The organism is Photorhabdus sp. S10-54 (genome assembly GCF_963878145.1).
GTDB classification, from domain to species: Bacteria; Pseudomonadota; Gammaproteobacteria; order Enterobacterales; family Enterobacteriaceae; genus Photorhabdus; species Photorhabdus kayaii.
Map to the genome: position 1 here is coordinate 1 of NZ_CAWNXG010000013.1, position 24566 is coordinate 24566.

Below are 24566 nucleotides of genomic sequence, written 5' to 3' on the forward strand. Positions count from 1 at the left end.
ATCGACGCAGCAGTAAAGTTCTTCTAAATTAAACATGCCTGAGGATCTCCACGATTTTGTTTTCTTTGACAAAAACTTTGATCGTGCCTCAGGCACTTAGTTCCCTTCTTAAGCAAACCTCAGGTTAAATATTAATTTCAGTTTCCAACATCTGGCTATCATGGCACCATAAATTTATTAAGTAAAACTTATGCTCACCAAACATCTTGAAATAAATTACATAATTAAGTTACTTGAACACTTAATAAATTTACATTATTAACTGTTTTAAACAAAAAATTACACATAATTAAATTATCAACCTTGATATCCATCAGCTCAAAATATAAATTTACATTAATATTTGATCGGAAAAAAGACAAAAGTAGATATGAAAAATTTTGAGGATTTCTATAGGGAAGCGCTTTCACAAATAAAGCATGATATGCGCAACGCCGCACAGGAACACCCACACTTGGCCCCATTTACCCCTGAATCTGGCGACCCGGATGTTCTCCGAGTACTGGAAGGTTTTGCGCTTATAACTGCCGGTCTTCAGCAAAAAATTAATGATGGTTTCCCGGAAGTCATCAACCCTCTTTTACGAAAAGTATGGCCGATACCTTTACATCCGATCCCTTCAACCAGCATTATCCAGTTAGATATTCAACCGGGCAGCATGACTGAAACTACAAACATTGCCAAAGGCAGTGAAATTTCTGCCATACAACATAAACAATCAATTACGTTCAGAACTACCCAAGATATTAGTATTGAACCAGTTACCTTGATCCATAAGACGCTGACACACAGCCAAGACAAAAGCCTGATATCACTGACTTTTCAATATCATGGACAAACTACCAAGTGGAAGACAGGGCAAGTCACGCTTTTTCTGGGAGAAGATCAAAAACTGGCGTCTTTACTGACGAAATACATAGATCAATCGCTGAATAACACTTATCTGAAAACATCCCTTGAAGAGAAGGAGATGTGGCTGTCTATTGAGAGCGCTCCCCGCCAGAAGGAAAATTTGGTACTGCCGAGACCACATGACTATTTCTGGCCGTTGCAGGTGTTATACGAATACCTTTATCTGCCACATGTTAATGACTTTATGTCATTTGATTTATCAGAGGAGATCGCTGAGCTCCCTTTGGGAGAGGATAAGCAATTTACCATTATCCTAGAATTTGACTGTAACATTCCCATAGAGGACATTACACCCGCATTCATTCCCCATTGCGTACCGGTTATCAACCTGGTTCCGACAAAAACAAAACCGATTGCATTTGAAAAGGGCAAATCGTGTTATGTATTAAAATCAGATGAAATCTTTAGCATTGACAAAGTTAAACTCCAATCTGAACCAGAGGAAACATCCGACGGATCTGACCACTGCGTTCCTCTTATCGATAGCGCGCAACTGGCAGCCTGCCATTTTGCCGAACCCAGTGACAACATATTGCTTTTTAACTATATACGGGAAGAATCGCCATTTAGTGGCAGCCAAATTAATCTTACGTTTTATGATCATCAGGCAAAACCTATAACAGAGCACCACTATCGCGACTTTTACTGCCAATATCACCGATTTCATGCGCAAGCACATGCATTGGGCATTGGGGAAATTTGTATACCAAGCGAGCAGATACCCAGCCATATTCAGACCAGAAATATCGTGCCGGCGTCAAAAAATCTTCCTGCCGTAGTAAACAGTCATCAGCATTGGCCGATACTATCCTTATTGTCGATTGGGCCATTTTTTCTCAGTCACATTGATACCGTCAGATCTCTGGTTAAACAACTTGATACCTTCGCTCATCTGGACGCCCCGCGTAGCCGACATATTCAGCGCATGGCCGATGGTCTCAGTAAAATCCACATTGTTCCATTCTACCATATGGGTGACGGTGTTCCCGTGAGAGCCCAGAGAATCACGCTTCGCATGACGTCAGCAAATTATCAACATGAAGGAGAAATGTATGCGTTCGCTAAGACATTGCACACCGCTTTCTCCCTCTGCCTGGTGGAAACAAGCCTTCACCAATTAATTGCCATCAATGACGACACAGGCGAATGCTGGGAATTTTACAATATGCCTGGGCATCAAAAGATCATGTAATGTAATTGAGGAAAAATTATGAAAACCGGACTCCGCTTTTCCTGCACTATCGGCAACCTGGAAACCAAAACTTTTGCAGTGGTTGATTTTACGTTAGATGAGGCGCTTTCATCGTTATTTACCCTGTCTCTGACGTTAGCGGCACATCGTTCAGATATTGATACCGATACCCTCCTGCTCCAAGCCGTGCGGTTTACCGTCACCCGTGACGATATTCTGCAACGCGAAGTGAAAGGATTGGTTGAAAGCGCAGTTGTTGGGACCACAAACCGGCATCAAACCCAGTATCACCTGACAGTCAGGCCAGAAATGTGGCTTCTGACACTCGATCAGGACAGCCGTATTTATCACCAACTCAGCATTCCCGATATTCTACAAAGCATCCTGAAGCAGAAGCAACTCAGGGCCAATATACATTTGAATAACCCACATTCAACGCGGGAATATGTCACCATGAAAAGGGAATCATCCTATGATTTCTTTACCCGCTTGGCGGCTGAAGAGGGGATTTTCTTCTGGTTCGCCGATGACGGGCTCCATCTGAGTGATAGCCACCTGAACATGAGAGCGCAGGATACACTGATCTACAACCCGGACGTTACCAGCGCAGTAGAAGAAAATGTTATCTACAAATGGCTGTTTGGCTCCCACATGCGCCCTGAATCCACTACCCAAAAAGACAGAAATTATCACAATCCCAATTATGCTTTACGGCACAATGCAACAGATTTTGAGGCAGAAAACGACACACTATTTCATATTTTCGAAAGTTACGGGCGTTTTCAGAAAGACAAAGAGGCCATTCCGTTTACCCAGTACCGGCTGGAAGCCCTGCGCGCTGACAGCAAATCCGGGATAGCGAACAGTAATTGTATTCGATTAATGCCGGGCAGAATCTTCACATTAACCAACCATCCGATTGACGCCATGAATGACCGCTGGCAAGTCATCTCTTCCCAACATACAGGGCATGTCCCTGCGGTTTTAGGCGACGGCGGAACCGGCACTACCCTGAATTCACAAACCCGGTTTATACCAGGCCGCAACGATTGGCGGCCGCCATACCGCTATAAACCATTGGCTGACGGCGATGAAATCGCAACAGTTGTCGGACCGGGCACTGAAGAAATTTATGTCAATAAAGATGGCGCGGTTCGCGTTCACTTTCACTGGAACCGTTATGATGCGCCTGACGACCAGGCTTCTTGCTGGGTGCGGGTTGCACAAGGGTGGAATGGCAACGGATTTGGTTTTCTGGCAACGCCGCGAGTCGGTCAGGAAGTGATTATCTCCTATCTCAACGGCGATATTGACCGGCCTATTATTACCGGATGCACTTACAACGGTCTTAACCGCCCGCCGCTGAATTTACCCGCGGAAAAGACGCGCACCACATTCAGAACCAAAACACATAAAGGTAATGGCTTTAACGAATTGCGTTTTGAGGATGAAAATGGCAGCGAGGAAGTGTTTATTCATGCCCAGCGGGATATGAATACCCGGGTTCTGAATGATGAAGCCTGTAATATCGGACACAACCGGACACATCATATCAAACATGATGCCCATTTACGCATTGACAATGAGTACCGCGTACAGGCGGGCAATGATATTTCCCTATCTACGGAGCAGAAACTCCATATCAAGGCAGATGATGCCCTGTTAACTCAAAGCGGTAATGAAATTCACCTAAGTTCCGGCGCTAAAGTCGTGATTGATGCTGGCAGTGAACTAACTCTACAGGCCGCCGGGCACTTCCTTAAAATCGATGCGGGCGGTATTACCAGCAGTGCGGGCATTAACTTTGGCAGTGGATCACCCGGCAGCGGCTCAGGTTGGGGCGGCAAGCTGCCAGATAAGCTGGATAAACTGAAACAGGCGAGCGTCGTACAGGCAGAAAAAGCCCTGACGGCGCCGTTGAAAGAAATCTGTCTGACCTGCCTGATGAAAGCAGAACAGGATGGCACAGCAATGGTTATAAGGGGGCAGTCATGACGCCGGAATTACAGAAAGAATGGAGTGAATACAGAGAAATGCATCCCGAAATGAAATGGTATGCCTTAGTCAGCGGCCTACAGTATGAACGTCATTTTGCTGAGGAGATTAAGTATATCGCCGGCACGAATAATCCTCTGTTCCGGCAATACCCGGATGCCAAAATTGCGTTCGCGGGGCCGTGGTTGTTTGATATGGCTTATGCGAAATCATGGGAAGAAAAGTTATCTGCGCTGGAAAAGGTTGCACCTTCGGTGTCTTGGCTACACACCACGCTGTCTTTGGACAAACTAACCCGTCACCTTGAAAACTACCTGAATATCGAGTTAGAAACAGGGGAAACGGCATTGCTGCGTTTTTACGATCCCCGCATCTTGCATCAGATCCGGGATATTTTCAGCCCAGAACAATTGTCGGCATTCACTGACGGTATTCATGAGTGGGTGTATTCTTTTGATAATAATGACCATTTTGTAAAAGGAGTCTAGTGATGATAAAACTCAGCAAGGAGCAGGTCGCTAAATTTATTAATGCGGAAGATGAGGCTTATGTGACCCAGATCCGACAACGTATTCTAGTTGAGCACAGTGAATTAGTCGAAAATGAAAGTGAACACAACCTACATCAGCGGTTAAAGAAGGCTTATCTTGATTTAATTGCGATGGGGTTTAAAGATGAAGCGTTGGTCCGCTCTTATTTATACTTCGTTGCGTTTAATCATGATTTTCACGGCTCATCAGAAATCCAGAACATGTTGAACACGGGAGATAGCCCAGAACAACAATACCGTGATTATTTGCGGGTCATGGATAATTTATTGAAAAGGAGAAATTGATATGCCATTACCACTTCTTGCGCCAGCTGCTCCTGCTCTTTTAGCTGCTGCTGAATGGACACTGGCTGCTTGTGCAACAGGATTAGCCGCCGTTGGTGTGATGGAAAGCACCAAAAATAAAGAAGGTGAACAAGACAAGGCAAAAGCGAATACACAAACAATTGCTTCGTCCCGTACCGAATGTGAGAAATGTCCGGCAATTGGCAACGTTACGATGGTTTGGGAAAAAACCACATCGTATTCAGAAATCACTATTGCTTATCAAACAAAAATTGCCGGAACGATATACAACCCTGAATTAAACATAATTGAAACTTGGTTATGTATGGATACAAATTTTGATGGTTGGAAACCTGCACAATGTTTATTTCTTGAAGCCAAAGCCAAATATGATCAATTTTTCAAAGATGGAGAACCTAATGACTTTTATAAGAATATAAAGTTAAAGGGAAAAATGTCTGGATATGACAGTATGATTAATCAGGCTAGAAGGCAGAATGTAGTATGCGAGACATTAAATAATATTCCAAAATCCCATTGGCACTTCCTAGAACCAATATCTTATGAACACTTTCTTACGGCACTTTCTATATTTTCTAACATTACGGTATTTAACACTGAACTTTAATTATTCTCATAAAAAGGAGAGTTAAAAATGACAATTATCTTTTCAAGAATAAAATTATTTCATGATTCAAATGAGGCTTTAACTCCTGAAAACGCATTACTTGATTTATATCAGATTACACGCAAGATAAATAAGTTAACAACTAGAAAAAGTGGTTGGTGTTTGCCTGGTTATACTCAAGAAGAAAGATTAAAAAATAATGCATTTGATGAAAATGGACCTACTAAATACGCTATAGAGGATTTTAAAGAAACTTATAATGAAAACTCAAAATTTATTGTGAAATCATTATCTGATGGAGTCGACGAGAACAACAATAGTATTCTATATATGGGAGAAGATAAAACCCATATTAACCCTGTCAGATTAGGTAAAACTAATATATCTATAAGCATCAATTTAGACAAAGATAGATTTAATTTTCAAGATATTATTGAATTTTTAAAAAATTCAATATCGGTTCGAAACTCTCCATTTATTTTAGTAGATACAAGAGGCTATTCGCTAAAACAAAAACAAGTTTTTCCAGATAGGGTTTATGCCGGCTGGATGCTCTATTTGCCAGTAGAAATAGACCCGACTTTAGTCCCAATGGCGGAAGAAATAATATCTATTTCTGATAAAAATGACAAAAAAGGCTCATTAATTATCACGACAAAAGATATTTTTGATATTGAAAACCAGGAGCATATCAATAAAGCCAATGATATTGAAATCTGCTTGCGGGATCTACAAATACTCCCCTTGATGACAGAGTTATAAATATGACAAACAGAGCCGTAATCCGATTAAACGACCTAACCGATCATGGTGGTAAAGTCATTACCGCCATTGATAATTACGTGTATCAAGGCGTTCCTGTTGCCGCTAAAGGTGATTTAGTAAGCTGCCCTAAATGCAAAGGGGTTTTCCCTATTGTGGAAGGGAGTAATGACTTAAAGCATCAGGGAAAACCTGTCGCATTAGAAGGTATGCAAACAGCCTGTGGCGCAAAACTGATTGCCAGCCAGAAAGATTTTCTTGCTTAATGAGACGACAATCACTTTGGCCTATTTTAGGCAATACTGGCGCACTGCACCTGTCTTCTCCATTTTACCGGGCTAATACATTAATCCGGTAAAACGGAGAGACGAGAAAAATATCGCGACTATTCGCGGGTCATGGATAATTTATTGAGAAGGAGAAATTGATATGCCATTACCACTTCTTGCGCCAGCGGCTCCTGCTCTTTTAGCTGCTGCTGAATGGACACTGGCTGCTTGTGCAACAGGATTAGCCGCCGTTGGTGTGATGGAAAGCACCAAAAATAAAGAAGGTGAACAAGACAAGGCAAAAGCGAATACACAAACAATTGCTTCGTCCCGTACCGAATGTGAGAAATGTCCGGCAATTGGCAACGTTACGATGGTTTGGGAAAAGACCACATCGTATTCAGAAATAACTATTGCTTATCAAACAAAAATTGCCGGGACGATATACAACCCTGAATTAAACATAATTGAAACTTGGTTATGTATGGATACAAATTTCGATGGTTGGAAACCTGCACAATGCTTATTTCTTGAGGCTAAGGCTAAATATGACCAATTTTTCAAAAATGGAATACCTATAGATTGGTGGAAAATAAGTAAAAGCGGGGATAGATCCATGACGACTCAAGTAGAAAAGCAGCAAGAAGTATGCACTACATTAAATGGAATCCCAAATTCTCACTGGCATTTTATGCAACCTATAAGCTATGCCTATTATTTAGAAAAATTTTCTATTTATCCCAACATTAAAGTATTTCATACTATTTAACATTTAAGTAAGGGTAAAGATAAATGACTACGTTATCATTAAATATGAAATTATATACAGATTGGAAAGAACCATTAACTCCAACAATAGTTCTTACCGATTTATATAAAATCACACAACAAGTAGATATATTTTTTGGACGCCATAAAACTTGGTATTTACCAGGAGATACTCGTCAAGAATCTTTACAACATATTGCTTTTGATCAACAAGGAGCAACAAAAGAAGCAATAAAAGAATTTGAAGAAGAATATACAGAAGAAAATCCTATAGTTATTAAAGGGATTTGGGATGGCGAAGATGATGACCATTCATGTTCAATTTGTTATATGAATTATCGTCGAGATCGGTTAGGACAAACTCAAATAGATTTTCATATATCTATCGAAGAAAATGAATTTCAGCTATCACGACTAATCAATTTTATTAATTTTCTGATTTCTACTCATAGCGCACCTTACATTATGGTAGAAAACAATGCATATAGAATAAAAAGAAAACATATTTTCCCAGATCGTTTAAGTGCTGGCTGGATGCTCTATTTACCAGTAGAAATAGACCCGACTTTAGTTCCAATGGCGGAAGAGATAATACCTGTTTCTGATAAAAATGACAAAAAAGGCTCATTGATTATCACTACAAAAGATATTTTTGATATTGAAAACCAGGAGCATATTAATAAAGCCAATGATATTGAAATCTGCTTGCGGGATCTACAAATATTACCTCTGATAACAGAGATATAACTATGGCAAGCAAAACAGTTATCCGATTAAATGACCTAACCGATCATGGTGGTAAAGTCATTACCGCCATTGATAATTACCTGTATCAAGGCGTACCTGTTGCTGTTAAAGGTGATTTAGTAAGCTGCCCTAAATGCAAAGGGGTTTTCCCTATTGTGGAAGGGAGTAATGACTTAAAGCATCAGGGAAAACCTGTCGCATTAGAAGGTATGCAAACAGCCTGTGGTGCAAAACTGATTGCCAGCCAGAAAGATTTTCTCGCTTAATGAGACGACAATCATTTTGGCCTATTTTAAGCAATACTGGCGTACTGCACCTGTCTTCTCCGTTTTACCGGGCTAATACATTAATCCGGTAAAACGGAGAAACGAGAAAAATACCGTGATTATTCGCAGGTTATAGATAATTTATTGAAAAGGAGAAATTGACATGCCATTACCACTTCTCGCGCCAGCGGCTCCCGCTCTTTTAGCGGCTGCTGAATGGACACTGGCTGCTTGTGCATCAGGATTAGTCGCCGTTGGTGTGATGGAAAGCACCAAAAATAAAGAAGGTGAACAAGATAAGGCAAAAGCGAATACACAAACAATTGCTTCGTCCCGTACCGAATGTGAGAAATGTCCGGCAATTGGCAACGTTACGATGGTTTGGGAAAAGACCACATCGTATTCAGAAATAACCATTGCTTATCAAACAAAAATTGCCGGGACGATATACAACCCTGAATTAAACATAATTGAAACTTGGTTATGCATGGATACAAACTTTGATGGTTGGAAACCTGCACAATGTTTATTTCTTGAGGCTAAGGCTAAGTATGACCAGTTTTTTAAGAATGGTGAGCCTAAAAACTTCTATAAAGATGTAAAATTAAAAGGAGATATGTCTGGGCATGACAGTATGATTTATCAGGCTAAAAAACAAAATTTAGTATGTATAACCTTAAACAATGTGCCGAAATCATATTGGCATTTTTTGCAACCTGTATCTTATGCATATTTCTCTAGAGCATTTATTAAATTTAATAACATTAAAGTGTTTAATACTGTGATTTGATAGTTGTTTAATTATATTTTGCGTAAAAAGGTAAAGATATGACAACAATATACCCAAGAATAGAACTATTTCACGATCTAAACAAGAGCATAACACCCGAAGTGGCATTGAGTGATTTATATCCGGTGGTGCAACAAGTAAATAAATTATCAAATAAGCAAAGTGGTTGGCATTTACCTGAGAATTCTTTGGAAGAAAGATTATTGTACCGAGCATTTGATGAAAATGGGCCTACTGAGTACGCATTAAAACATTTTGAAGCAACTTTTGATGAAAAATTTAAACTTATTGTTAAATCTTTATCAGATGGAAATAATGAAGACAATAATAGTATTTTATATACAAGCGAAGATGGAATTCATAATAACCCTATCCGATTAGGGAAAACCAACATATCAATTAACATTAGTCTTAAAAAAGAAGATGTTAACTTTGAGAAATTCATAATATTCATTAAAAATTTAATATCTAATTGTAAGTCTCCATTTGTTTTAGTAGATACAAGAGGCTACTCACTAAAACAAAAACAAGTTTTTCCAGATAGGGTTTATGCCGGCTGGATGCTCTATTTGCCAATAGAAATAGATCCGACTTTAGTTCCAATGGCGGAAGAAATAATATCTATTTCTGATAAAAATGACAAAAAAGGCTCATTAATTATTACGACAAAAGATATCTTCGATATTGAAAACCAAGAGCATATCAATAAAGCCAATGATATTGAAATCTGCTTGCGGGATCTACAAATACTACCATTGATGACAGAGTTATAAATATGACAGACAGAGCCGTAATCCGTTTAAGCGACATAACCGATCATGGTGGTAAAGTCATTACCGCCATTGATAATTACGTGTATCAAGGCGTACCTGTTGCCGCTAAAGGTGATTTAGTAAGCTGCCCTAAATGCAAAGGGGTTTTCCCTATTGTGGAAGGGAGTAATGACTTAAAGCATCATGGAAAACCTATTGCATTGGAAGGTATGCAAACAGCCTGCGGCGCAAAACTGATTGCCAACCAGAAAGATTTTCTCGCTTAATGAGACGACAATCACTTTGGCCTATTTAGGGCAACACTGACGCGCTACGCTTGTCTTCTCCATTTTATCGAGCTAATACATTAATCCGGTAACATGGAGAGACGAGAAAAATACCGTGATTATTCGCAGGTTATAGATAATTTATTGAAAAGGAGAAATTGATATGCCATTACCACTTCTTGCGCCAGCGGCTCCTGCTCTTTTAGCTGCTGCTGAATGGACACTGGCTGCTTGTGCAACAGGATTAGCCGCTGTTGGTGTGATGGAAAGCACCAAAAATAGAGACGATGAACAAGACAAGGCAAAAGCGGATACACAAACAATTACTTCATCCCGTACCGAATGTGAGAAATGTCCGGCTATTGGGAAAGTAATGATGGTCTGGGAAAAGACCACATCGTATTCAGAAATAACCATTGCCTACCAAACAAAAATTGCCGGGACGATATACAACCCTGAATTAAACATAATTGAAACTTGGTTATGCATGGATACAAATTTCGATGGCTGGAAACCTGCACAATGCTTATTTCTTGAGGCTAAGGCTAAGTATGATCAGTTCTTTGAAAATGGTAAACCCAAACCTTGGTGGAAATCGTCAGGCTACTCAATGCAAAAACAAGGAAAAAGACAACAATGGGTGTGTACTTCATTAAACAGTACACCAAATTCTCATTGGCATTTTATGCAACCTATAAGCTACGCCTATTATTTAGAGAAATTATCTATTTATTCCAATATTAAAGTATTTCATACTCCTTGTTAACCGAATAATTTCTAATAGGAAAAATGAATGACTATTTTATCTTTAGACATAGAAATATATACAGATTGGAAAAAGCCATTAACTCCAGACATTGCAGTTAATGATACCTATAAAATCGTAAAACAATTGGAAGATATCTTCTTTGGATACACTAAAATATGGTACTTAGGAGGAAATAGCCGCGAAGAAGCATTAACTCGGGTAGCTTTTGATGAGAGAGGAATAACAAACGAATGTATAAGCGACTTTAAAGAAAATTATACGGAAGAAGATCCTACGGTTATATCAGGCGTCTGGGATGGAAGCGAGGATGGGCAAGCATGTTCAGTTAGTTACTTTAATTATCATGTTGAAAGACAAGGCCAAACAAAAATAGAGATTAATATATCCATTAAAGAAAAAGAGTTTCACTTTCTTAAGTTGATTGATTTTATCAAGTTTCTGGTTTTTAGCCATAATTCACCTTATATTATGGTAGAAACTGATAATTATAGAATAAAAAGAAAACAGGTCTTCCCAGATCGTTTAAGTGCCGGCTGGATGCTCTATTTACCAATAGAAATAGATCTGATTTTAGTTCCAATGGCAGAAGAGATAACACCTGTTTCTGATAAAAATGACAAAAAAGGCTCATTGATTATCACTACAAAAGATATCTTTGATATTGAAAACAAGAAACATATCAATAAAGCCAATGATATTGAAATCTGCTTGCGGGATCTACAAATACTACCATTGATGACAGAGTTATAAATATGACAAACAGAGCCGTAATCCGATTAAACGACACAACCGATCATGGTGGTAAAGTTGTTACCGCCATTGATGATTGCGTGTATCAAGGCGTGCCTGAATCCGGTAAAACAGAGAGCCGAGAAAAATACCGTGATTACTTGCAGGTCATGGATAATCTATTGAAAAGGAGAAATTGATATGCCATTACCACTTCTTGCGCCAGCGGCTCCCGCTCTTTTAGCTGCTGCTGAATGGACACTGGCTGCTTGTGCAACAGGGTTAGCCGCCGTTGGTGTGATGGAAAGCACTAAAGATAAAGAAGGTGAACAAGACAAGGCAAAAGCGGATACACAAACAATTGCTTCGTCCCGTACCGAATGTGAGAAATGTCCGGCTATTGGGAAAGTAATGATGGTTTGGGAAAAAACCACATCGTATTCAGAAATAACAATTGCTTATCAAACGAAAATTGCCGGGACGATATACAACCCTGAATTAAACATAATTGAAACTTGGTTATGCATGGATACAAATTTTGATGGCTGGAAACCTGCACAATGCTTATTTCTTGAAGCTAAGGCGAATTACGATCAATTCTTTAAAAATGGGGAACCTAATGGTTTTTATCGTAAGGTAAAGTTAGGTAAGAAAAAACTGTCTGGGCATGATAGTATGTTGAAGCAAGCCAGAAAACAAAACGAAGTATGTATCGTATTAAATAACATTCCAAAATCTCACTGGCATTTTCTACAACCTGTATCTTATTCATATTTTACAGAAGCTTTTGCTCCATATCTCAATATTAAAACTTTTAATACTATGATGTCTTAATAACCAGAATAATCTATAGGAGAATTGAAACATGTTCATTATACACCCAAGAATAAAATTATTTTATGATCTTAGAGAAGCCATCACACCGGAATTAGCATTGGACGATATATATCAGTTAATGAATCAAATTAATAATCTCAGTAATAATTCAAGTGGTTGGCATTTACCTGGATATAGTGAAGAAGAAATTAGAGAAAATAACGTATTTAATGAAAATGGCATTACTGAATATGCTTTAAAAGAATTCAGGAGAATTTATGAGGATGACGGAAAATCTATTATAACGTCACTATTTGACAATCCTACAATTGATAATTCTGAAAGTGAAAAATTAGAAAATAATATTACATACATTTCACAAGATGATATTCATTCTAATTACAATAGATTGGGAAAAACTAATATATCTATTAGTCTTGAACTTAAAAAAGAAGAATTCAACCTTAAAAATTTTATCGATTTTATTAAACATTTGGTTTCTCATAGATATTCTCCATTTATTATGACAGATGCTAGAGGCTACAGATTAAATCAAAAACAAGTTTTTCCAGACCGCTTAAGTGCTGGCTGGATGCTCTATTTACCAATAGAAATAGACCCGACTTTAGTTCCAATGGCAGAAGAAATAATATCTATTTCTGATAAAAATGACAAAAAAGGCTCATTGATTATTACGACAAAAGATATTTTTGATATTGAAAACCAGAAGCATATCAATAAAGCCAATGATATTGAAATCTGCTTGCGGGATCTACAAATACTACCATTGATGACAGAGTTATAAATATGACAAATAGAGCCGTAATCCGATTAAACGACCTAACCGATCATGGCGGTAAAGTCATTACCGCCATTGATGATTGGGTTTATCAAGGCGTACCAATTGCCGCTAAAGGTGATTTAGTAAACTGCCCTAAATGCAAAGGAGTTTTCCCTATTGTGGAAGGGAGTAATGACTTAAAGCATCAGGGAAAACCTGTCGCATTAGAAGGTATGCAAACAGCCTGTGGCGCAAAACTGATTGCCAGCCAGAAGGATTTTCTCGCTTAATGAGACGACAATCGCTTTGGCCTATTTAGGGCAACACTGACGCGCTCCGCCTGTCTTCTCCATTTTACCGGGCTAATACATTAACCCGGTAAAATGGAGAGACGAGAAAAATACCGTGATTATTTTCGGGTCATGGATAATTTATTAAAAAGGAGAAATTGATATGCCATTACCACTCCTTGCGCCAGCGGCTCCCGCTCTTTTAGCTGCTGCTGAATGGACACTGGCTGCTTGTGCATCGGGATTAGTCGCCGTTGGTGTGATGGAAAGCACCAAAGATAAAGAAGGTGAGCAAGACAAGGCAAAAGCGGATACACAAACTATTGCTTCGTCCCGTACCGAATGTGAGAAATGTCCGGCTATTGGGAAAGTAATGATGGTCTGGGAAAAGACCACATCGTATTCAGAAATAACCATTGCCTACCAAACAAAAATTGCCGGGACGATATACAACCCTGAATTAAACATAATTGAAACTTGGTTATACATGGATACAAATTTCGATGGCTGGAAACCTGCACAATGCTTATTTCTTGAGGCTAAGGCTCTGTATGATCAATTTTTTGAAGATGGGTTACCCAAATGGTTTTATGCTGAATTTAAGAAAAAACCGACAGATAAGACCGGACTTGAAAGCATGATGTGGCAAGCAGAAAGACAAAATAATGTATGTGCTTCATTAAAAAATATCCCTAAATCGCATTGGCATTTTTTGCAACCAGTATCTTACGGATATTTTACCAAGGCTTTTTCTAAATTTATTAACATTAAAAAATTTAATACACCTTAAATGTGGATATTTATTTTAAAATTAGGGTTAAAAAGATGAACATAATACACGCTAGAATAGAAATGTTTTATGATTTAAAAGAAAAGATAACGCCGGAATTAGCATTGGATGACACATACTGCATTATGCAACAAATAAATAAGGTATCTAATAGTTCAAGTAGATGGCATCTACCAGGATATGATCTAGACGAAATAAAAGCAAATAATGTTTTTGATGAAAGTGGTATTACTGAATATGCCATAAATCAATTCAAAGAAAGTTATGATGAGAGTTTTAAATCTATCATAAAAACATTATTTGATGTTCCAGGTGATGTAAAGTTAAAAAACAGAATCATGTATTCAAGCCGTGACTATAGTAATAGGCTAGGAAAAACGGATGTAGGCATTGATCTTAGTTTAGAAAAAGAAAAATTTAATCATTCTAAGTGTATTGACTTCGTAGCTTCTTTAGTTAGCAACCATTACTCTCCAATAATCATGATGGATGCCAGAGGATATTCGCTAAAACAAAAACAAGTTTTTCCAGATAGAGTTTATTCTGGCTGGATGCTCTATTTGCCAATAGAAATAGACCCGATTTTAGTTCCAATGGCAGAAGAAATAATATCTATTTCTGATAAAAATGACAAAAAAGGCTCATTGATTATTACGACAAAAGATATTTTTGATATTGAAAACCAAGAGCATATCAATAAAGCCAATGATATTGAAATCTGCTTGCGGGATCTACAAATACTACCATTGATGACAGAGTTATAAATATGACAGACAAAGCCGTAATCCGTTTAAGCGACATAACCGATCATGGTGATTTTTAATGGTTGGAAACCTACACAATGCTTATTTCTTGAGACTAAGGCTCTGTATGATCAGTTTTTTGAAGATGGGTTACCCAAATGGTTTTATGCTGAATTTAAGAAAAAACCAACAGATAAGGCCGAACTTGAAAGCATGATGTGGCAAGCAGAAAGACAAAATAATGTATGTGCTTCATTAAAAAATATTCCAAAATCCCATTGGCACTTTCTAGAGCCAATATCTTATGAATACTTTCTTACGACATTTTCTATGTTTCCTAACATTACAGTATTTAACACTAAACTTTAATCATTCTCACAAAAAGGAGAGTTAAAAATGTCAATGATCTTTTCAAGAATAAAATTATTTCATGACTCAAATGAGGCTTTAACTCCTGAAAATGCATTACTTGATTTATATCAAATTACATGCAAGATAAATAAGTTAACAACTAGAAAAAGTGGTTGGTATTTGCCTGGTTATACTCAAGAAGAAAGATTAAAAAATAATGCATTTGATGAAAATGGACCTACTAAATATGCTATAGAGGATTTTAAAGAAACTTATGATGAAAACTCTGGATTTATTGTGAAATCATTATCTGATGGAGTAGATGAGAACAACAACAGTATTCTATATATGGGTGAAGATAAAATCCATGTTAATCCTGTTAGATTAGGTAAAACTAATATATCTATAAGCATCAATTTAGAAAAAGATAAATTTAATTTTCAAGATATTATTGAGCTTTTAAAAAATTCAATATCGATTAGAAACTCTCCATTTATTTTAGTAGATACAAGAGGTTATTCGTTAAAACAAAAACAAGTTTTTCCAGATAGAATTCATTCCGGCTGGATGCTCTATTTACCAATAGAAATAGACCCAACTTTAGTTCCAAGGGCAGAAGAAATAATACCTGTTTCTGATAAAAATGACAAAAAAGGCTCATTGATTATTACGACAAAAGATATTTTTGATATTGAAAACCAAGAGCATATCAATAAAGCCAATGATATTGAAATCTGTTTACGGGATTTACAAATACTACCATTGATGACAGAGCTATAAATATGACAAACAGTAAATAAATGAAAAAACAGCGCCAATAGCGCTGTAATTACAATGGATAATAAATTAAACCTGATACATTTCGCACAAATAATGGGAAACTGCATCATCAGCGTTTGAGCCAATCACTTCCATTTCTGGCAGGATATCTTTCAAGCGCTGGTGAGCATCCTGCATAATACAGCCCTTACCTGCTACCGTCAGCATTTCAAAGTCATTCATGCCATCACCAAAAGCAATACAATCACTCAGTTTATAGCCCATAGATTGGGCTACCCGCTCAAGTGCATGACCTTTCGACACTCCACCTGCCATCACTTCCAGGCAATTGCGCAACGAGAAACTCACATTGACTCTATCACCCCAACGTGTTTTGATTTTCTCTTCCAACACAACCAATAGATCATGATCTTCGCAGGTAAAATAAACTTTGCATACATCATCGGTTTTGAAGTTGTCACGCTCAAAAAGTTGATAATGAAACACTGATTCCTGAAAAAATTCTTTCTGCTCAGGGCATTCACGATTCATATACCAGTGATCATGACAATAATAATTCGTCAAAATATCAGCGTTATCAAACTCCATTAGACACAAGTCATGCACAATCTCAGGCTCAACATTGTGACTGAAAACCAGTTCACCCATAGCATTGTGTACCCGAGCGCCATTGGAAGTAATCATATAGGCATCAATACCAAGAACATCTCGGATTTGCGCAACATCTACATGATGACGACCAGTAGCAAAAATAAAATGAATGCCTTTATTGGTCAGTAAATTAAGAGTTTCCTTGGTGTAAGAAGTCAATTTGTGATCAGGAGACAGCAAAGTGCCATCTAAATCTGAAGCAACAATGTGATACATAGTTATCGTTCCTATCATTTAATTGAGTCAATTCTGGTCAAAAAAATCACAAATGGCGTTGAGTGCCTGGCTACGTAATTTATCTTTTTCAAATAGGATTTCATGATGCGACCCCTGAATAATTAACAGTAACGGCTCTTCAATGAAAGCCCTCTCTCTCCTACGTAATTCACAAAAAGCCCGTATTTTCTGATTATTAATGACTTTATCCTCACTGGCTTCTAAGACCATCAGCGGTGTCTCAATTTCTCCGGCTTTTTCTATCAGCATATCGCCAATCCAGATACTTTCCCTCATCCAGTGATATGTTGGGCCACCTATGCGTAATTCCGGATTATCCGCGTAATAACGGAGGTAACGGCTATAACGTTCATAACTATGTGTCAGAAGGTTTATCAAATAAGGCAACGGACGCCATTTCCCAGTTAGTACCGCATAATGGTTGCGCATATCTGGCCGCTTTTCAGCCCGATTTACCAGGAAAGTTGCCAACCAACGTGGCATAGGAAAGTTAATACCAAACATAGGAGCACAAAGGGCTGCTGCATCAAATACCTGGCCGTGACGTAATAAAAATCCCCCTAATATTGCCGCACCCATTGAATGGGCTAACGCATAACAGTGAGAATAATGACGAGGAAGAATTTCTCTTTCTATTAATATTTCAACGTCATCAATATAATCATCAAATTTTTCTACATGCCCTTTTTGTGGATCTGCAAGCATCCTACTGGATCGCCCCTGTCCACGATGATCAATAATAAAAATGTCGTAGCCAAGGTGATAAAAATCAAATGCAACTTCCGAGTATTTAACATAACTTTCACTACGGCCAGGAAAGATAACAACCGCTCTATAATTTTTTATCGTTGCACAAAAACGGACATAACGTATCAGTACATTATCGACACCAATAAATTCACACTCTTCCCTGGCTTGCCAAAAATCTACTAAAGGCCCGTTGGCAAAAGCAGAAAACTGCATCTCACGATTGAGCCAACTTTCTTTCAACATTTCTGGCGTCATAAGTTGCCCTCTGACTATCCAAACTCCTCTAGATGTTCACGTATTAAGGCCATAAAGACATTACCAAAACGTTCAAGTTTCCGTTGCCCTACCCCGTTGATTAATAACATTTCACCCTCCGTCACCGGGCATTGCTCTGCCATTTCAATCAGCGTGACATCGTTAAATACAACAAAAGGAGGGATATTTTCTTCGTCAGCAATAGATTTCCGTAATTTACGTAGCTTGGCAAATAGTTTGCGATCATAATTACCACTATACGATTTACTTTGCTGATTACGCCCTTTCAGATTCTGTATTCGTGGAACAGCCAGTTTTAGCGAAACTTCACCACGCAATATCGGACGCGCAGCTTCCGTTAATTGTAATGCAGAATAATTGGCAATGTTTTGACTGATAAAGCCTAAATGAATAAGCTGCCGCAATACACTCACCCAGTGTTCCTGACTTTGATCTTTACCGATACCATAAACCGGCAAATGATCATGTCTCATATCACGGATACGCTGATTATTCGCGCCTCTAAGCACTTCAACAATATAACCAATACCAAAGCGCTGCCCAACCCGGTAAATACAAGAAAGCGCTTTTTGGGCATCCACCAAGCCATCATAATTTTTTGGTGGATCAAGACAGATATCACAGTTACTGCAAGGGGTTTGTTTGCTTTCACCAAAATAGTTCAATAACACTAGACGGCGGCAAGTTTGCGCTTCGGCAAAAGCCCCCATTGCATTGAGCTTATGCCGCTCAATATCCTGCTGTGTGCCCACCTCTTTCTCTTCCAGACAACGGCGAAGCCATACCATATCAGCAGGATCATAAAACAACACCGCTTCCGCCGGCAGACCATCACGCCCGGCACGCCCGGTCTCCTGATAATAGGATTCGATATTACGTGGAATATTAAAATGAACCACAAACCGAACATTGGGTTTATTAATTCCCATACCAAATGCTACGGTTGCCACTACAACTTGCAAATCATCACGCTGAAATGCATCCTGCACCCGCGCACGCTGGCTGTTATCCAACCCGGCATGGTATGGCGCAACACTCAAGCCACGTTTTTGTAAACGCTCTGATATCTCTTCAACTTTGCTACGGCTATTACAGTAAACAATACCGCTTTTACCTTTTTGACCGCGAATAAATAACCACAGTTGATCCAATGGCTTGTATTTTTCTATCAAGGTATAACGAATATTGGGGCGGTCAAAACTGCTGATATGGATAAGTGGATTATTAAGATTCAGTAGTCGGACAATATCATTGCGAGTCGTTTCATCTGCGGTGGCCGTCAACGCAATGACAGGTAATGTCGGAAAGCGTTGCCTGAGCTGCCCCAACGCCCGATATTCTGGTCGGAAATCATGGCCCCACTGTGAAATACAGTGAGCTTCATCCACAGCCAGCATTGCTGGTTGCCATTCCAGAAGTTGCTCAAGGAAGTTATCCATCATCAAACGCTCAGGGGCGATATACAGCAATTTAATCATGCCCTGACGGCAACGCCGGATCACATCAATCTGCTGTTCGCGGACCTGAGTTGAATTCAAGCAATCCGCCGCAACGCCATTTGCCCGCAGTTGATCCACCTGATCTTTCATTAAAGAGATCAACGGCGAAACAACCAAAGTTACCCCTTCCTGTACCAGCGCCGGAATTTGGTAACACAATGATTTACCGCCACCAGTCGGCATAATGACTAAACAATCACGCCCCTCAAGAATGGTATTGATAACTTGTTGCTGACCAGGCCGGAATTGCAAATAACCAAAGGTTTCCCGCAATACCTGCTCTGTCAGTGATATCGTATTAATGACCTCTGCGGTAGACACACTTTTCCTCAACCATATTAAAAAATCACAGACGCTTTTCAAAACGCCTGGGCATTATGCTATCTCACTCTGGAAATAATTACAGCATGTCATTGAACATCATCTCAGTATAAAAGCGGGTTTAATTGAAGGTTACAGCCGATCAAAAATTCTCCCCCAATTCATCTTACTCATCCCAACGCAGCGCCATAACGCCACATTTTTGACTGCTATTTAAGCAAAAATAGAGTAAATCCTTACACTTACACAGTTGTTAATGATAATAATTTGTATTAATGTTATCAAAATTGAATACCCCAAAAGTCACCTGTCTAAGAGAACCGGAATGAATACTTGAAAAAGGATGCTTATATTCGAAAATTTCAGAATTAAGCGTACCGATTTGTTTCCAGTGTACAACGACTATGTTGGATAGGATTTTTGATTATGAATAGGGATTGTTATCACCATGAGTTCACTGCATATTAACTCCGATAATCACACTCTGCACCTCAACGCAGAGAACTGGCTCCATGCCAATCGCCATCTGGTGACAAAAATATTACGTGAGCTATATCACGAAAAATTAATTAATCCTACCTATCATGGACAGCAGCAGTATTCTCTGACAATAGGTGACTACCAATACCATTTTCAAGCGGAAACTTATCAGCTCGATCATATTGATATTGATGCCGCTTCCGTAACCAAATTCAGGGATAATCAATCTCAACCGCTTGATGCTATTCAACTGATTATTGAGTTGCATCCGCTGTTGGAAATCCCGGAAAAAATGCTGCCGATTTATCTCGACGAGATATCCAGTACGCTCTACGGTCACGCTTTTAAATATCAGTACAACCGACTTACAGCCCAAGATTTAGCTTATGCCGATTATCAAGTCGTTGAAACGACAATGAGTGAAGGCCATCCAGTCTTTATTGCCAATAATGGCCGAATTGGTTTTGATGCCGATGATTATCAGCGTTATGCACCTGAAAGCGCCAGCCCCGTGACTTTAATCTGGATTGCGGTACATAAGAATAAAGCTATTTTCTCGTCATTATCCGATCTCTCATACCAACAATTAATAGAAGAAGAGCTAGGGAAATACCTGCCAGCCCAATTTGAACGCCATCTTAATATGTTGGGATTATGCCCATCAGATTATTATCTGATGCCTCTCCATCCCTGGCAGTGGCAGCACCGTATTGCTATCAGCTTTGCGGCAGATATTGCCAATAATCATATTGTTTATCTTGGAGAAGGTCATGATCGCTACCTCGCACAGCAATCTATCCGTACTTTCTTCAATATTACTCAACCGAAGAAGAACTACGTTAAGACTGCCCTCTCCGTGTTGAACATGGGCTTTATGCGCGGGCTCGATCCACACAGCATGGTCACAACCCCATCAGTCAACGAATGGCTCAGTAACTTAGTCCATAATGACAGTTTCTTCCAACAGAAGGGTTTTACCGTACTACGGGAACGTGCCGCTCTCGGTTATTTCAATAACTACTTTGAGTCAGCCATTAAAAAGGACAGTCCACATAAGAAAATGTTGTCAGCACTGTGGCGCGAAAGCCCAATGACGCTGTTGCAGGATAACCAGCGCCTGATGACAATGGCTTCGTTGCTGCATGTCGATTATCAAGGTCATTCCGTCGTCGCAGCTTTGGTAAAGTATTCCGGCTTAAACGCAGAAGAGTGGGTGTCACGTTATCTCGATGCTTACCTCTCGCCATTACTGCGCTCTTTCTTCACCTATGATCTGGTATTTATGCCACACGGCGAAAACCTGATGTTGGTATTAGATAATAACAGCCCGACAAAAATGTTGATGAAAGATATTGGTGAAGAAGTCGCTATTTTGAATGGTGATCTTCAACTGCCTGAAGAGATTAATTTCCTGCACGTCACTATCGAAGACGACATGAAAATTAATTACATCTTCCTTGATATTTTCGATTGTTTCTTCCGCTACCTAATTCCGCTGTTGCAAAAAGATCTTAATCTACCCGAAGAGCGTTTCTGGTTACTGGTTGCACGCTGTGTCCATAATTATCAGTCACAACATCTGCATCAGATTGAAAAATTCCGCAAGTTCGATCTGTTTAAGCAGGAATTTGTTCGTACTTGCCTGAATCGTCTGCAAATGGCGAACAATCAACAGATGATCGATCTCGACGATCGTGAAAAGAATCTCAAATTCGCCGGAACTTTAGTGAATCCACTATACGCTTTACGCCATGAATACTCGGTTACTTTTCGTCAGGCAGAGCAACAATAAATAAAAATATCAACATAGATAAATACCAAAAGACTTATATTTGGGGATGTAATGAATAATAAGAAAGTGATGTATCCGTTTTTGCGAAAGGATTCCATGATTAAAAAGACAACCCTTGCAATGACGATACAGTTAGTATTGATGGGAAATAGCTACGCAGTCGCGGAAAGTGCACAGAGCACAAGCGATAAAACCACTGCCCAAAATGACAAGATACTCGTCACCGCTTCACGAGCAGAACATGAAGGGGTGACCGAAGACACCGGGATGTACAATACCACGTCGATGGTCACCGCCACCGGTCTAAACCTCTCGGCGCGTGAAACACCACAGACCGTCAGTGTCGTGACCAAACAACGTATGCTTGACGAAAATCTGGACAGTGTTAATAGCGTCATCGATAGCACAACCGGTATGAGCGTACGCCAGTTTGATAGTGATCGTTTTGGGTTTACTTCTCGTGGCATGTCCATCAATAACATCCTGCGTGATGGGGTTGCTACCTACTACGACACCCGCTTTAACTATGGTGACAATCTTCTGGATGCTGACCTGTTTGATCGTATCGAAGTGGTACGCGGAGCAGCCGGTTTGATGGTTGGCCCGGGCAATCCTTCAGCAGCCGTTAACCTGATTCGTAAACGTCCGACCCGTGATTTCCGTGGCGAATTCTCTGCTGGCGCCGGTTCTTGGGATAAATGGCGCACTGGCCTTGATCTCTCTGGCCCGTTAAATAACAGTGGCAACCTACGCGGGCGTTTCGTTACAGCCTATCAAGCGGCCAACTCCTTTATTGATCGCAATAACAACGAAAGATACCCGTTCTATGGCGTTCTTGAAGCAGATTTGACAGAAAATACCTTGCTGACTATAGGCGTTGATTATCAACGTAACCACACCCGCGGCGGTATGTTTGGTGGTTTGCCAATCTACTTTGCAGACGGCAGCAAAACAGACTATAAACGCAGCGACAGCTACGCACCTGATTGGGCTTTTTCAAAAGTTCGGACCTTCTCTACCTTTACCAGCCTGCAACATAACTTTGACAACGGCTGGAGTGTAAAAGGCACCTTTACTTATGATAATAACGCTCTGGACCAAAAAGTCCTATGGGCAACAAGTTTTCCTGACCGTAGCACCAATATTGGTATGGTGCCAGGTAACATGACACTTATTGATGGCAGCCGCCGCCAGAAGAACTACGATCTACAGGTGAATGGTGACTACCGGTTATTTAACCGTACTCATCATGTCAGCTTCGGCTTAAATCATCAGCAACAAGATTTCCAAAACGATTACTTCAACGCAACTTGTATGCCTAAGGGCAGTTGCACCGGACTGGGTGACTTCACCTCTCCTGGCTGGCAATATCCTGAACCAGAGTGGAGTAATACGCGAACTTATGGCTCAAAAGGGCGTAATGAACAGACCGCAGGTTATGCAGTCACTCAGATTTCTCTGGCAGATCCGCTGACCTTGATCCTCGGCGGCCGGGTAACCAGTTGGCAAACACGCGGTGATAATTTCAATACTCCACAGAATGCCAGCTACAGTGACGAATTTGTTCCTTATGGTGGGTTGATCTACAACATTACTCAAGACCTGTCGATTTACACCAGTTACACCGAAATATTCAACCCGGAAAGCCACCGTGACCGCAATAATAAATTGCTTGCCCCAGTGTCCGGACAAAACTATGAAGTAGGCCTAAAAGGTGTTGCCTTCGATAACAGCCTTGATTACTCACTGGCAGTCTTTGAAATCCGTCAAGATAACCTGCCATTAGTAGATAACAATGCACCGAGACTACCGGATCTCTCCATTCCTCGTTATACAGTGGATGGCACCAAAACTCGCGGGTTTGAAGCAGAAATCAGTGGTCAACTGACAGATAACTGGCGTTTTTATACTGGTTACACGCAATTCCGCGCAACAGATCCTAATGGTGTACGAATCAATACCAATACGCCAAACAGGTTGTTTAAACTGTTTACCACCTACACCCTGCCAGGTGCGATGAGTAATCTGACCATCGGTGGTGGTGTTAACTGGCAGGATAAAACCTGGTTAACCGTTGATGGGCCTGGGAAAACATCAATGCAAGCGAAGCAAGACAGTTTCGCGGTGGTTAACCTGATGAGCCGTTATCAATTCACACCGGATCTCTCTTTGACGGTTAACCTGAATAACGTCTTTGATAAGACCTACTACACCCAGTTCGGCCAATATTCTCAGTATTACTATGGCGCACCTCGCAATATTGAAGCGATCTTGCGTTATAAGTTCTGAGTTTAAAGTCATAATGACA

The 24566-nt window shown here is 39.7% G+C and carries 28 protein-coding genes; 25 read left to right on the forward strand and 3 right to left on the reverse strand.

Translation table 11 applies throughout. From position 1 onward, the window contains the following. Positions 1-370 precede the first annotated feature (370 nt). From AACQ83_RS09380 to AACQ83_RS09490, 23 genes are all read left to right on the forward strand, one after another. Entirely contained in the window at positions 371-2104 is a 1734-nt protein-coding gene (locus AACQ83_RS09380; RefSeq protein ID WP_240000759.1) for a type VI secretion system baseplate subunit TssF, read from the forward strand. A gap of 18 nt (positions 2105-2122) precedes the next feature. Beyond that, positions 2123-4099: a type VI secretion system tip protein TssI/VgrG gene (gene tssI, locus AACQ83_RS09385; RefSeq protein ID WP_112877236.1), complete on the forward strand. Its 1977-nt coding sequence runs from the start codon at positions 2123-2125 to the stop codon at positions 4097-4099. Beyond that, positions 4096-4587 carry a DUF4123 domain-containing protein gene (locus tag AACQ83_RS09390; protein WP_112877237.1) on the forward strand — a complete coding sequence of 164 codons (492 nt, stop codon included), beginning with the start codon at positions 4096-4098 and terminating at the stop codon, positions 4585-4587. The genes tssI and AACQ83_RS09390 overlap by 4 nt, the downstream gene beginning before the upstream one ends. Positions 4588-4589: 2 nt before the next feature. Further along, positions 4590-4934: a hypothetical protein gene (locus AACQ83_RS09395; protein WP_049585378.1), complete on the forward strand. Its 345-nt coding sequence runs from the start codon at positions 4590-4592 to the stop codon at positions 4932-4934. 1 nt (position 4935) lies between these two features. After that, positions 4936-5562 carry a restriction endonuclease fold toxin 5 domain-containing protein gene (locus AACQ83_RS09400; RefSeq protein WP_088374075.1) on the forward strand — a complete coding sequence of 209 codons (627 nt, stop codon included), beginning with the start codon at positions 4936-4938 and terminating at the stop codon, positions 5560-5562. A gap of 27 nt (positions 5563-5589) precedes the next feature. Next, entirely contained in the window at positions 5590-6324 is a 735-nt protein-coding gene (locus AACQ83_RS09405) for an immunity 52 family protein (RefSeq protein WP_112877238.1), read from the forward strand. Positions 6325-6326: 2 nt separating this feature from the next. Further along, on the forward strand, positions 6327-6590 hold the full coding sequence (locus AACQ83_RS09410) for a PAAR domain-containing protein (protein ID WP_112877239.1): 264 nt from the start codon (positions 6327-6329) through the stop codon (positions 6588-6590). Between the two features lie 163 nt (positions 6591-6753). Continuing rightward, positions 6754-7362 (forward strand): restriction endonuclease fold toxin 5 domain-containing protein, encoded by a 609-nt coding sequence (locus tag AACQ83_RS09415; protein WP_112877240.1) that lies wholly within the window; start codon positions 6754-6756, stop codon positions 7360-7362. A 23-nt stretch (positions 7363-7385) separates the two neighbouring features. Continuing rightward, on the forward strand, positions 7386-8108 hold the full coding sequence (locus AACQ83_RS09420) for an immunity 52 family protein (protein WP_112877241.1): 723 nt from the start codon (positions 7386-7388) through the stop codon (positions 8106-8108). Between the two features lie 2 nt (positions 8109-8110). Continuing rightward, complete coding sequence (locus tag AACQ83_RS09425) at positions 8111-8374, forward strand: PAAR domain-containing protein (protein WP_112877242.1); 264 nt, start codon at positions 8111-8113, stop codon at positions 8372-8374. Between the two features lie 163 nt (positions 8375-8537). Beyond that, the gene (locus AACQ83_RS09430) at positions 8538-9164 is read left to right on the forward strand and encodes a restriction endonuclease fold toxin 5 domain-containing protein (RefSeq protein WP_112877243.1); all 627 of its coding nucleotides are present in this window, start codon (positions 8538-8540) and stop codon (positions 9162-9164) included. A gap of 38 nt (positions 9165-9202) precedes the next feature. Next, entirely contained in the window at positions 9203-9937 is a 735-nt protein-coding gene (locus tag AACQ83_RS09435; RefSeq protein WP_112877244.1) for an immunity 52 family protein, read from the forward strand. A gap of 2 nt (positions 9938-9939) precedes the next feature. Continuing rightward, positions 9940-10203: a PAAR domain-containing protein gene (locus AACQ83_RS09440; RefSeq protein WP_112877245.1), complete on the forward strand. Its 264-nt coding sequence runs from the start codon at positions 9940-9942 to the stop codon at positions 10201-10203. A 163-nt stretch (positions 10204-10366) separates the two neighbouring features. Then, complete coding sequence (locus tag AACQ83_RS09445; RefSeq protein ID WP_112877246.1) at positions 10367-10969, forward strand: restriction endonuclease fold toxin 5 domain-containing protein; 603 nt, start codon at positions 10367-10369, stop codon at positions 10967-10969. A 27-nt stretch (positions 10970-10996) separates the two neighbouring features. Next, the gene (locus AACQ83_RS09450; RefSeq protein WP_112877247.1) at positions 10997-11722 is read left to right on the forward strand and encodes an immunity 52 family protein; all 726 of its coding nucleotides are present in this window, start codon (positions 10997-10999) and stop codon (positions 11720-11722) included. Between the two features lie 2 nt (positions 11723-11724). Next, positions 11725-11901 (forward strand): hypothetical protein, encoded by a 177-nt coding sequence (locus AACQ83_RS09455; RefSeq protein ID WP_240000760.1) that lies wholly within the window; start codon positions 11725-11727, stop codon positions 11899-11901. Between the two features lies 1 nt (position 11902). Continuing rightward, positions 11903-12535, forward strand: a complete 633-nt coding sequence (locus AACQ83_RS09460; protein WP_112877248.1) for a restriction endonuclease fold toxin 5 domain-containing protein — start codon at positions 11903-11905, stop codon at positions 12533-12535. Positions 12536-12566: 31 nt separating this feature from the next. Next, positions 12567-13322, forward strand: coding sequence for an immunity 52 family protein (locus AACQ83_RS09465; protein WP_112877249.1), 756 nt, complete (start codon positions 12567-12569; stop codon positions 13320-13322). 2 nt (positions 13323-13324) lie between these two features. Beyond that, positions 13325-13588, forward strand: coding sequence for a PAAR domain-containing protein (locus tag AACQ83_RS09470; RefSeq protein ID WP_112877250.1), 264 nt, complete (start codon positions 13325-13327; stop codon positions 13586-13588). A gap of 163 nt (positions 13589-13751) precedes the next feature. Then, positions 13752-14378, forward strand: coding sequence for a restriction endonuclease fold toxin 5 domain-containing protein (locus AACQ83_RS09475; RefSeq protein WP_112877251.1), 627 nt, complete (start codon positions 13752-13754; stop codon positions 14376-14378). Positions 14379-14413: 35 nt separating this feature from the next. Continuing rightward, the gene (locus AACQ83_RS09480; RefSeq protein ID WP_112877252.1) at positions 14414-15142 is read left to right on the forward strand and encodes an immunity 52 family protein; all 729 of its coding nucleotides are present in this window, start codon (positions 14414-14416) and stop codon (positions 15140-15142) included. Between the two features lie 45 nt (positions 15143-15187). After that, positions 15188-15490 carry a Tox-REase-5 domain-containing protein gene (locus AACQ83_RS09485; RefSeq protein ID WP_240000761.1) on the forward strand — a complete coding sequence of 101 codons (303 nt, stop codon included), beginning with the start codon at positions 15188-15190 and terminating at the stop codon, positions 15488-15490. A gap of 27 nt (positions 15491-15517) precedes the next feature. After that, entirely contained in the window at positions 15518-16252 is a 735-nt protein-coding gene (locus AACQ83_RS09490) for an immunity 52 family protein (RefSeq protein WP_112877253.1), read from the forward strand. Between the two features lie 66 nt (positions 16253-16318). Here the strand turns inward: AACQ83_RS09490 and yigL are convergent, their stop codons facing one another. Genes yigL through recQ form a run of 3 tightly spaced genes read right to left on the reverse strand, consistent with a single transcriptional unit; the run spans position 16319 to position 19986 of the window. Next, on the reverse strand, positions 16319-17119 hold the full coding sequence (yigL, locus tag AACQ83_RS09495) for a sugar/pyridoxal phosphate phosphatase YigL (RefSeq protein ID WP_112877254.1): 801 nt from the start codon (positions 17117-17119) through the stop codon (positions 16319-16321). Positions 17120-17146: 27 nt separating this feature from the next. Continuing rightward, on the reverse strand, positions 17147-18145 hold the full coding sequence (gene pldB, locus AACQ83_RS09500; protein WP_112877255.1) for a lysophospholipase L2: 999 nt from the start codon (positions 18143-18145) through the stop codon (positions 17147-17149). Positions 18146-18159: 14 nt separating this feature from the next. Continuing rightward, entirely contained in the window at positions 18160-19986 is a 1827-nt protein-coding gene (gene recQ, locus AACQ83_RS09505; protein ID WP_112877256.1) for an ATP-dependent DNA helicase RecQ, read from the reverse strand. A gap of 448 nt (positions 19987-20434) precedes the next feature. On the opposite strand from recQ, the gene AACQ83_RS09510 reads away from it, so the two are divergent. Together AACQ83_RS09510 and AACQ83_RS09515 are read left to right on the forward strand one after the other, a co-directional pair. Continuing rightward, positions 20435-22258, forward strand: coding sequence for an IucA/IucC family protein (locus AACQ83_RS09510; RefSeq protein WP_112877257.1), 1824 nt, complete (start codon positions 20435-20437; stop codon positions 22256-22258). A 51-nt stretch (positions 22259-22309) separates the two neighbouring features. Next, positions 22310-24547 carry a TonB-dependent siderophore receptor gene (locus AACQ83_RS09515; RefSeq protein WP_112877258.1) on the forward strand — a complete coding sequence of 746 codons (2238 nt, stop codon included), beginning with the start codon at positions 22310-22312 and terminating at the stop codon, positions 24545-24547. Positions 24548-24566: the final 19 nt, after the last annotated feature.

Bases quoted from the DNA above. Each gene is read 5' to 3' on its own strand.
- AACQ83_RS09390 (WP_112877237.1), top strand. From the start codon at position 4,096: ATGACGCCGGAATTACAGAAAGAATGGAGTGAATACAGAGAAATGCAT.
- AACQ83_RS09455 (WP_240000760.1), top strand. From the start codon at position 11,725: ATGACAAACAGAGCCGTAATCCGATTAAACGACACAACCGATCATGGT.
- AACQ83_RS09490 (WP_112877253.1), top strand. From the start codon at position 15,518: ATGTCAATGATCTTTTCAAGAATAAAATTATTTCATGACTCAAATGAG.
- AACQ83_RS09410 (WP_112877239.1), top strand. From the start codon at position 6,327: ATGACAAACAGAGCCGTAATCCGATTAAACGACCTAACCGATCATGGT.
- AACQ83_RS09430 (WP_112877243.1), top strand. From the start codon at position 8,538: ATGCCATTACCACTTCTCGCGCCAGCGGCTCCCGCTCTTTTAGCGGCT.
- tssI (WP_112877236.1), top strand. From the start codon at position 2,123: ATGAAAACCGGACTCCGCTTTTCCTGCACTATCGGCAACCTGGAAACC.
- AACQ83_RS09395 (WP_049585378.1), top strand. From the start codon at position 4,590: ATGATAAAACTCAGCAAGGAGCAGGTCGCTAAATTTATTAATGCGGAA.
- pldB (WP_112877255.1), bottom strand. From the start codon at position 18,145: ATGACGCCAGAAATGTTGAAAGAAAGTTGGCTCAATCGTGAGATGCAG.
- AACQ83_RS09510 (WP_112877257.1), top strand. From the start codon at position 20,435: ATGAGTTCACTGCATATTAACTCCGATAATCACACTCTGCACCTCAAC.
- AACQ83_RS09460 (WP_112877248.1), top strand. From the start codon at position 11,903: ATGCCATTACCACTTCTTGCGCCAGCGGCTCCCGCTCTTTTAGCTGCT.
- yigL (WP_112877254.1), bottom strand. From the start codon at position 17,119: ATGTATCACATTGTTGCTTCAGATTTAGATGGCACTTTGCTGTCTCCT.
- AACQ83_RS09480 (WP_112877252.1), top strand. From the start codon at position 14,414: ATGAACATAATACACGCTAGAATAGAAATGTTTTATGATTTAAAAGAA.
- AACQ83_RS09380 (WP_240000759.1), top strand. From the start codon at position 371: ATGAAAAATTTTGAGGATTTCTATAGGGAAGCGCTTTCACAAATAAAG.
- AACQ83_RS09450 (WP_112877247.1), top strand. From the start codon at position 10,997: ATGACTATTTTATCTTTAGACATAGAAATATATACAGATTGGAAAAAG.
- AACQ83_RS09415 (WP_112877240.1), top strand. From the start codon at position 6,754: ATGCCATTACCACTTCTTGCGCCAGCGGCTCCTGCTCTTTTAGCTGCT.
- AACQ83_RS09485 (WP_240000761.1), top strand. From the start codon at position 15,188: ATGGTGATTTTTAATGGTTGGAAACCTACACAATGCTTATTTCTTGAG.
- AACQ83_RS09435 (WP_112877244.1), top strand. From the start codon at position 9,203: ATGACAACAATATACCCAAGAATAGAACTATTTCACGATCTAAACAAG.
- AACQ83_RS09425 (WP_112877242.1), top strand. From the start codon at position 8,111: ATGGCAAGCAAAACAGTTATCCGATTAAATGACCTAACCGATCATGGT.
- AACQ83_RS09515 (WP_112877258.1), top strand. From the start codon at position 22,310: ATGAATAATAAGAAAGTGATGTATCCGTTTTTGCGAAAGGATTCCATG.
- AACQ83_RS09400 (WP_088374075.1), top strand. From the start codon at position 4,936: ATGCCATTACCACTTCTTGCGCCAGCTGCTCCTGCTCTTTTAGCTGCT.
- AACQ83_RS09445 (WP_112877246.1), top strand. From the start codon at position 10,367: ATGCCATTACCACTTCTTGCGCCAGCGGCTCCTGCTCTTTTAGCTGCT.
- AACQ83_RS09420 (WP_112877241.1), top strand. From the start codon at position 7,386: ATGACTACGTTATCATTAAATATGAAATTATATACAGATTGGAAAGAA.
- AACQ83_RS09440 (WP_112877245.1), top strand. From the start codon at position 9,940: ATGACAGACAGAGCCGTAATCCGTTTAAGCGACATAACCGATCATGGT.
- AACQ83_RS09465 (WP_112877249.1), top strand. From the start codon at position 12,567: ATGTTCATTATACACCCAAGAATAAAATTATTTTATGATCTTAGAGAA.
- AACQ83_RS09475 (WP_112877251.1), top strand. From the start codon at position 13,752: ATGCCATTACCACTCCTTGCGCCAGCGGCTCCCGCTCTTTTAGCTGCT.
- AACQ83_RS09470 (WP_112877250.1), top strand. From the start codon at position 13,325: ATGACAAATAGAGCCGTAATCCGATTAAACGACCTAACCGATCATGGC.
- AACQ83_RS09405 (WP_112877238.1), top strand. From the start codon at position 5,590: ATGACAATTATCTTTTCAAGAATAAAATTATTTCATGATTCAAATGAG.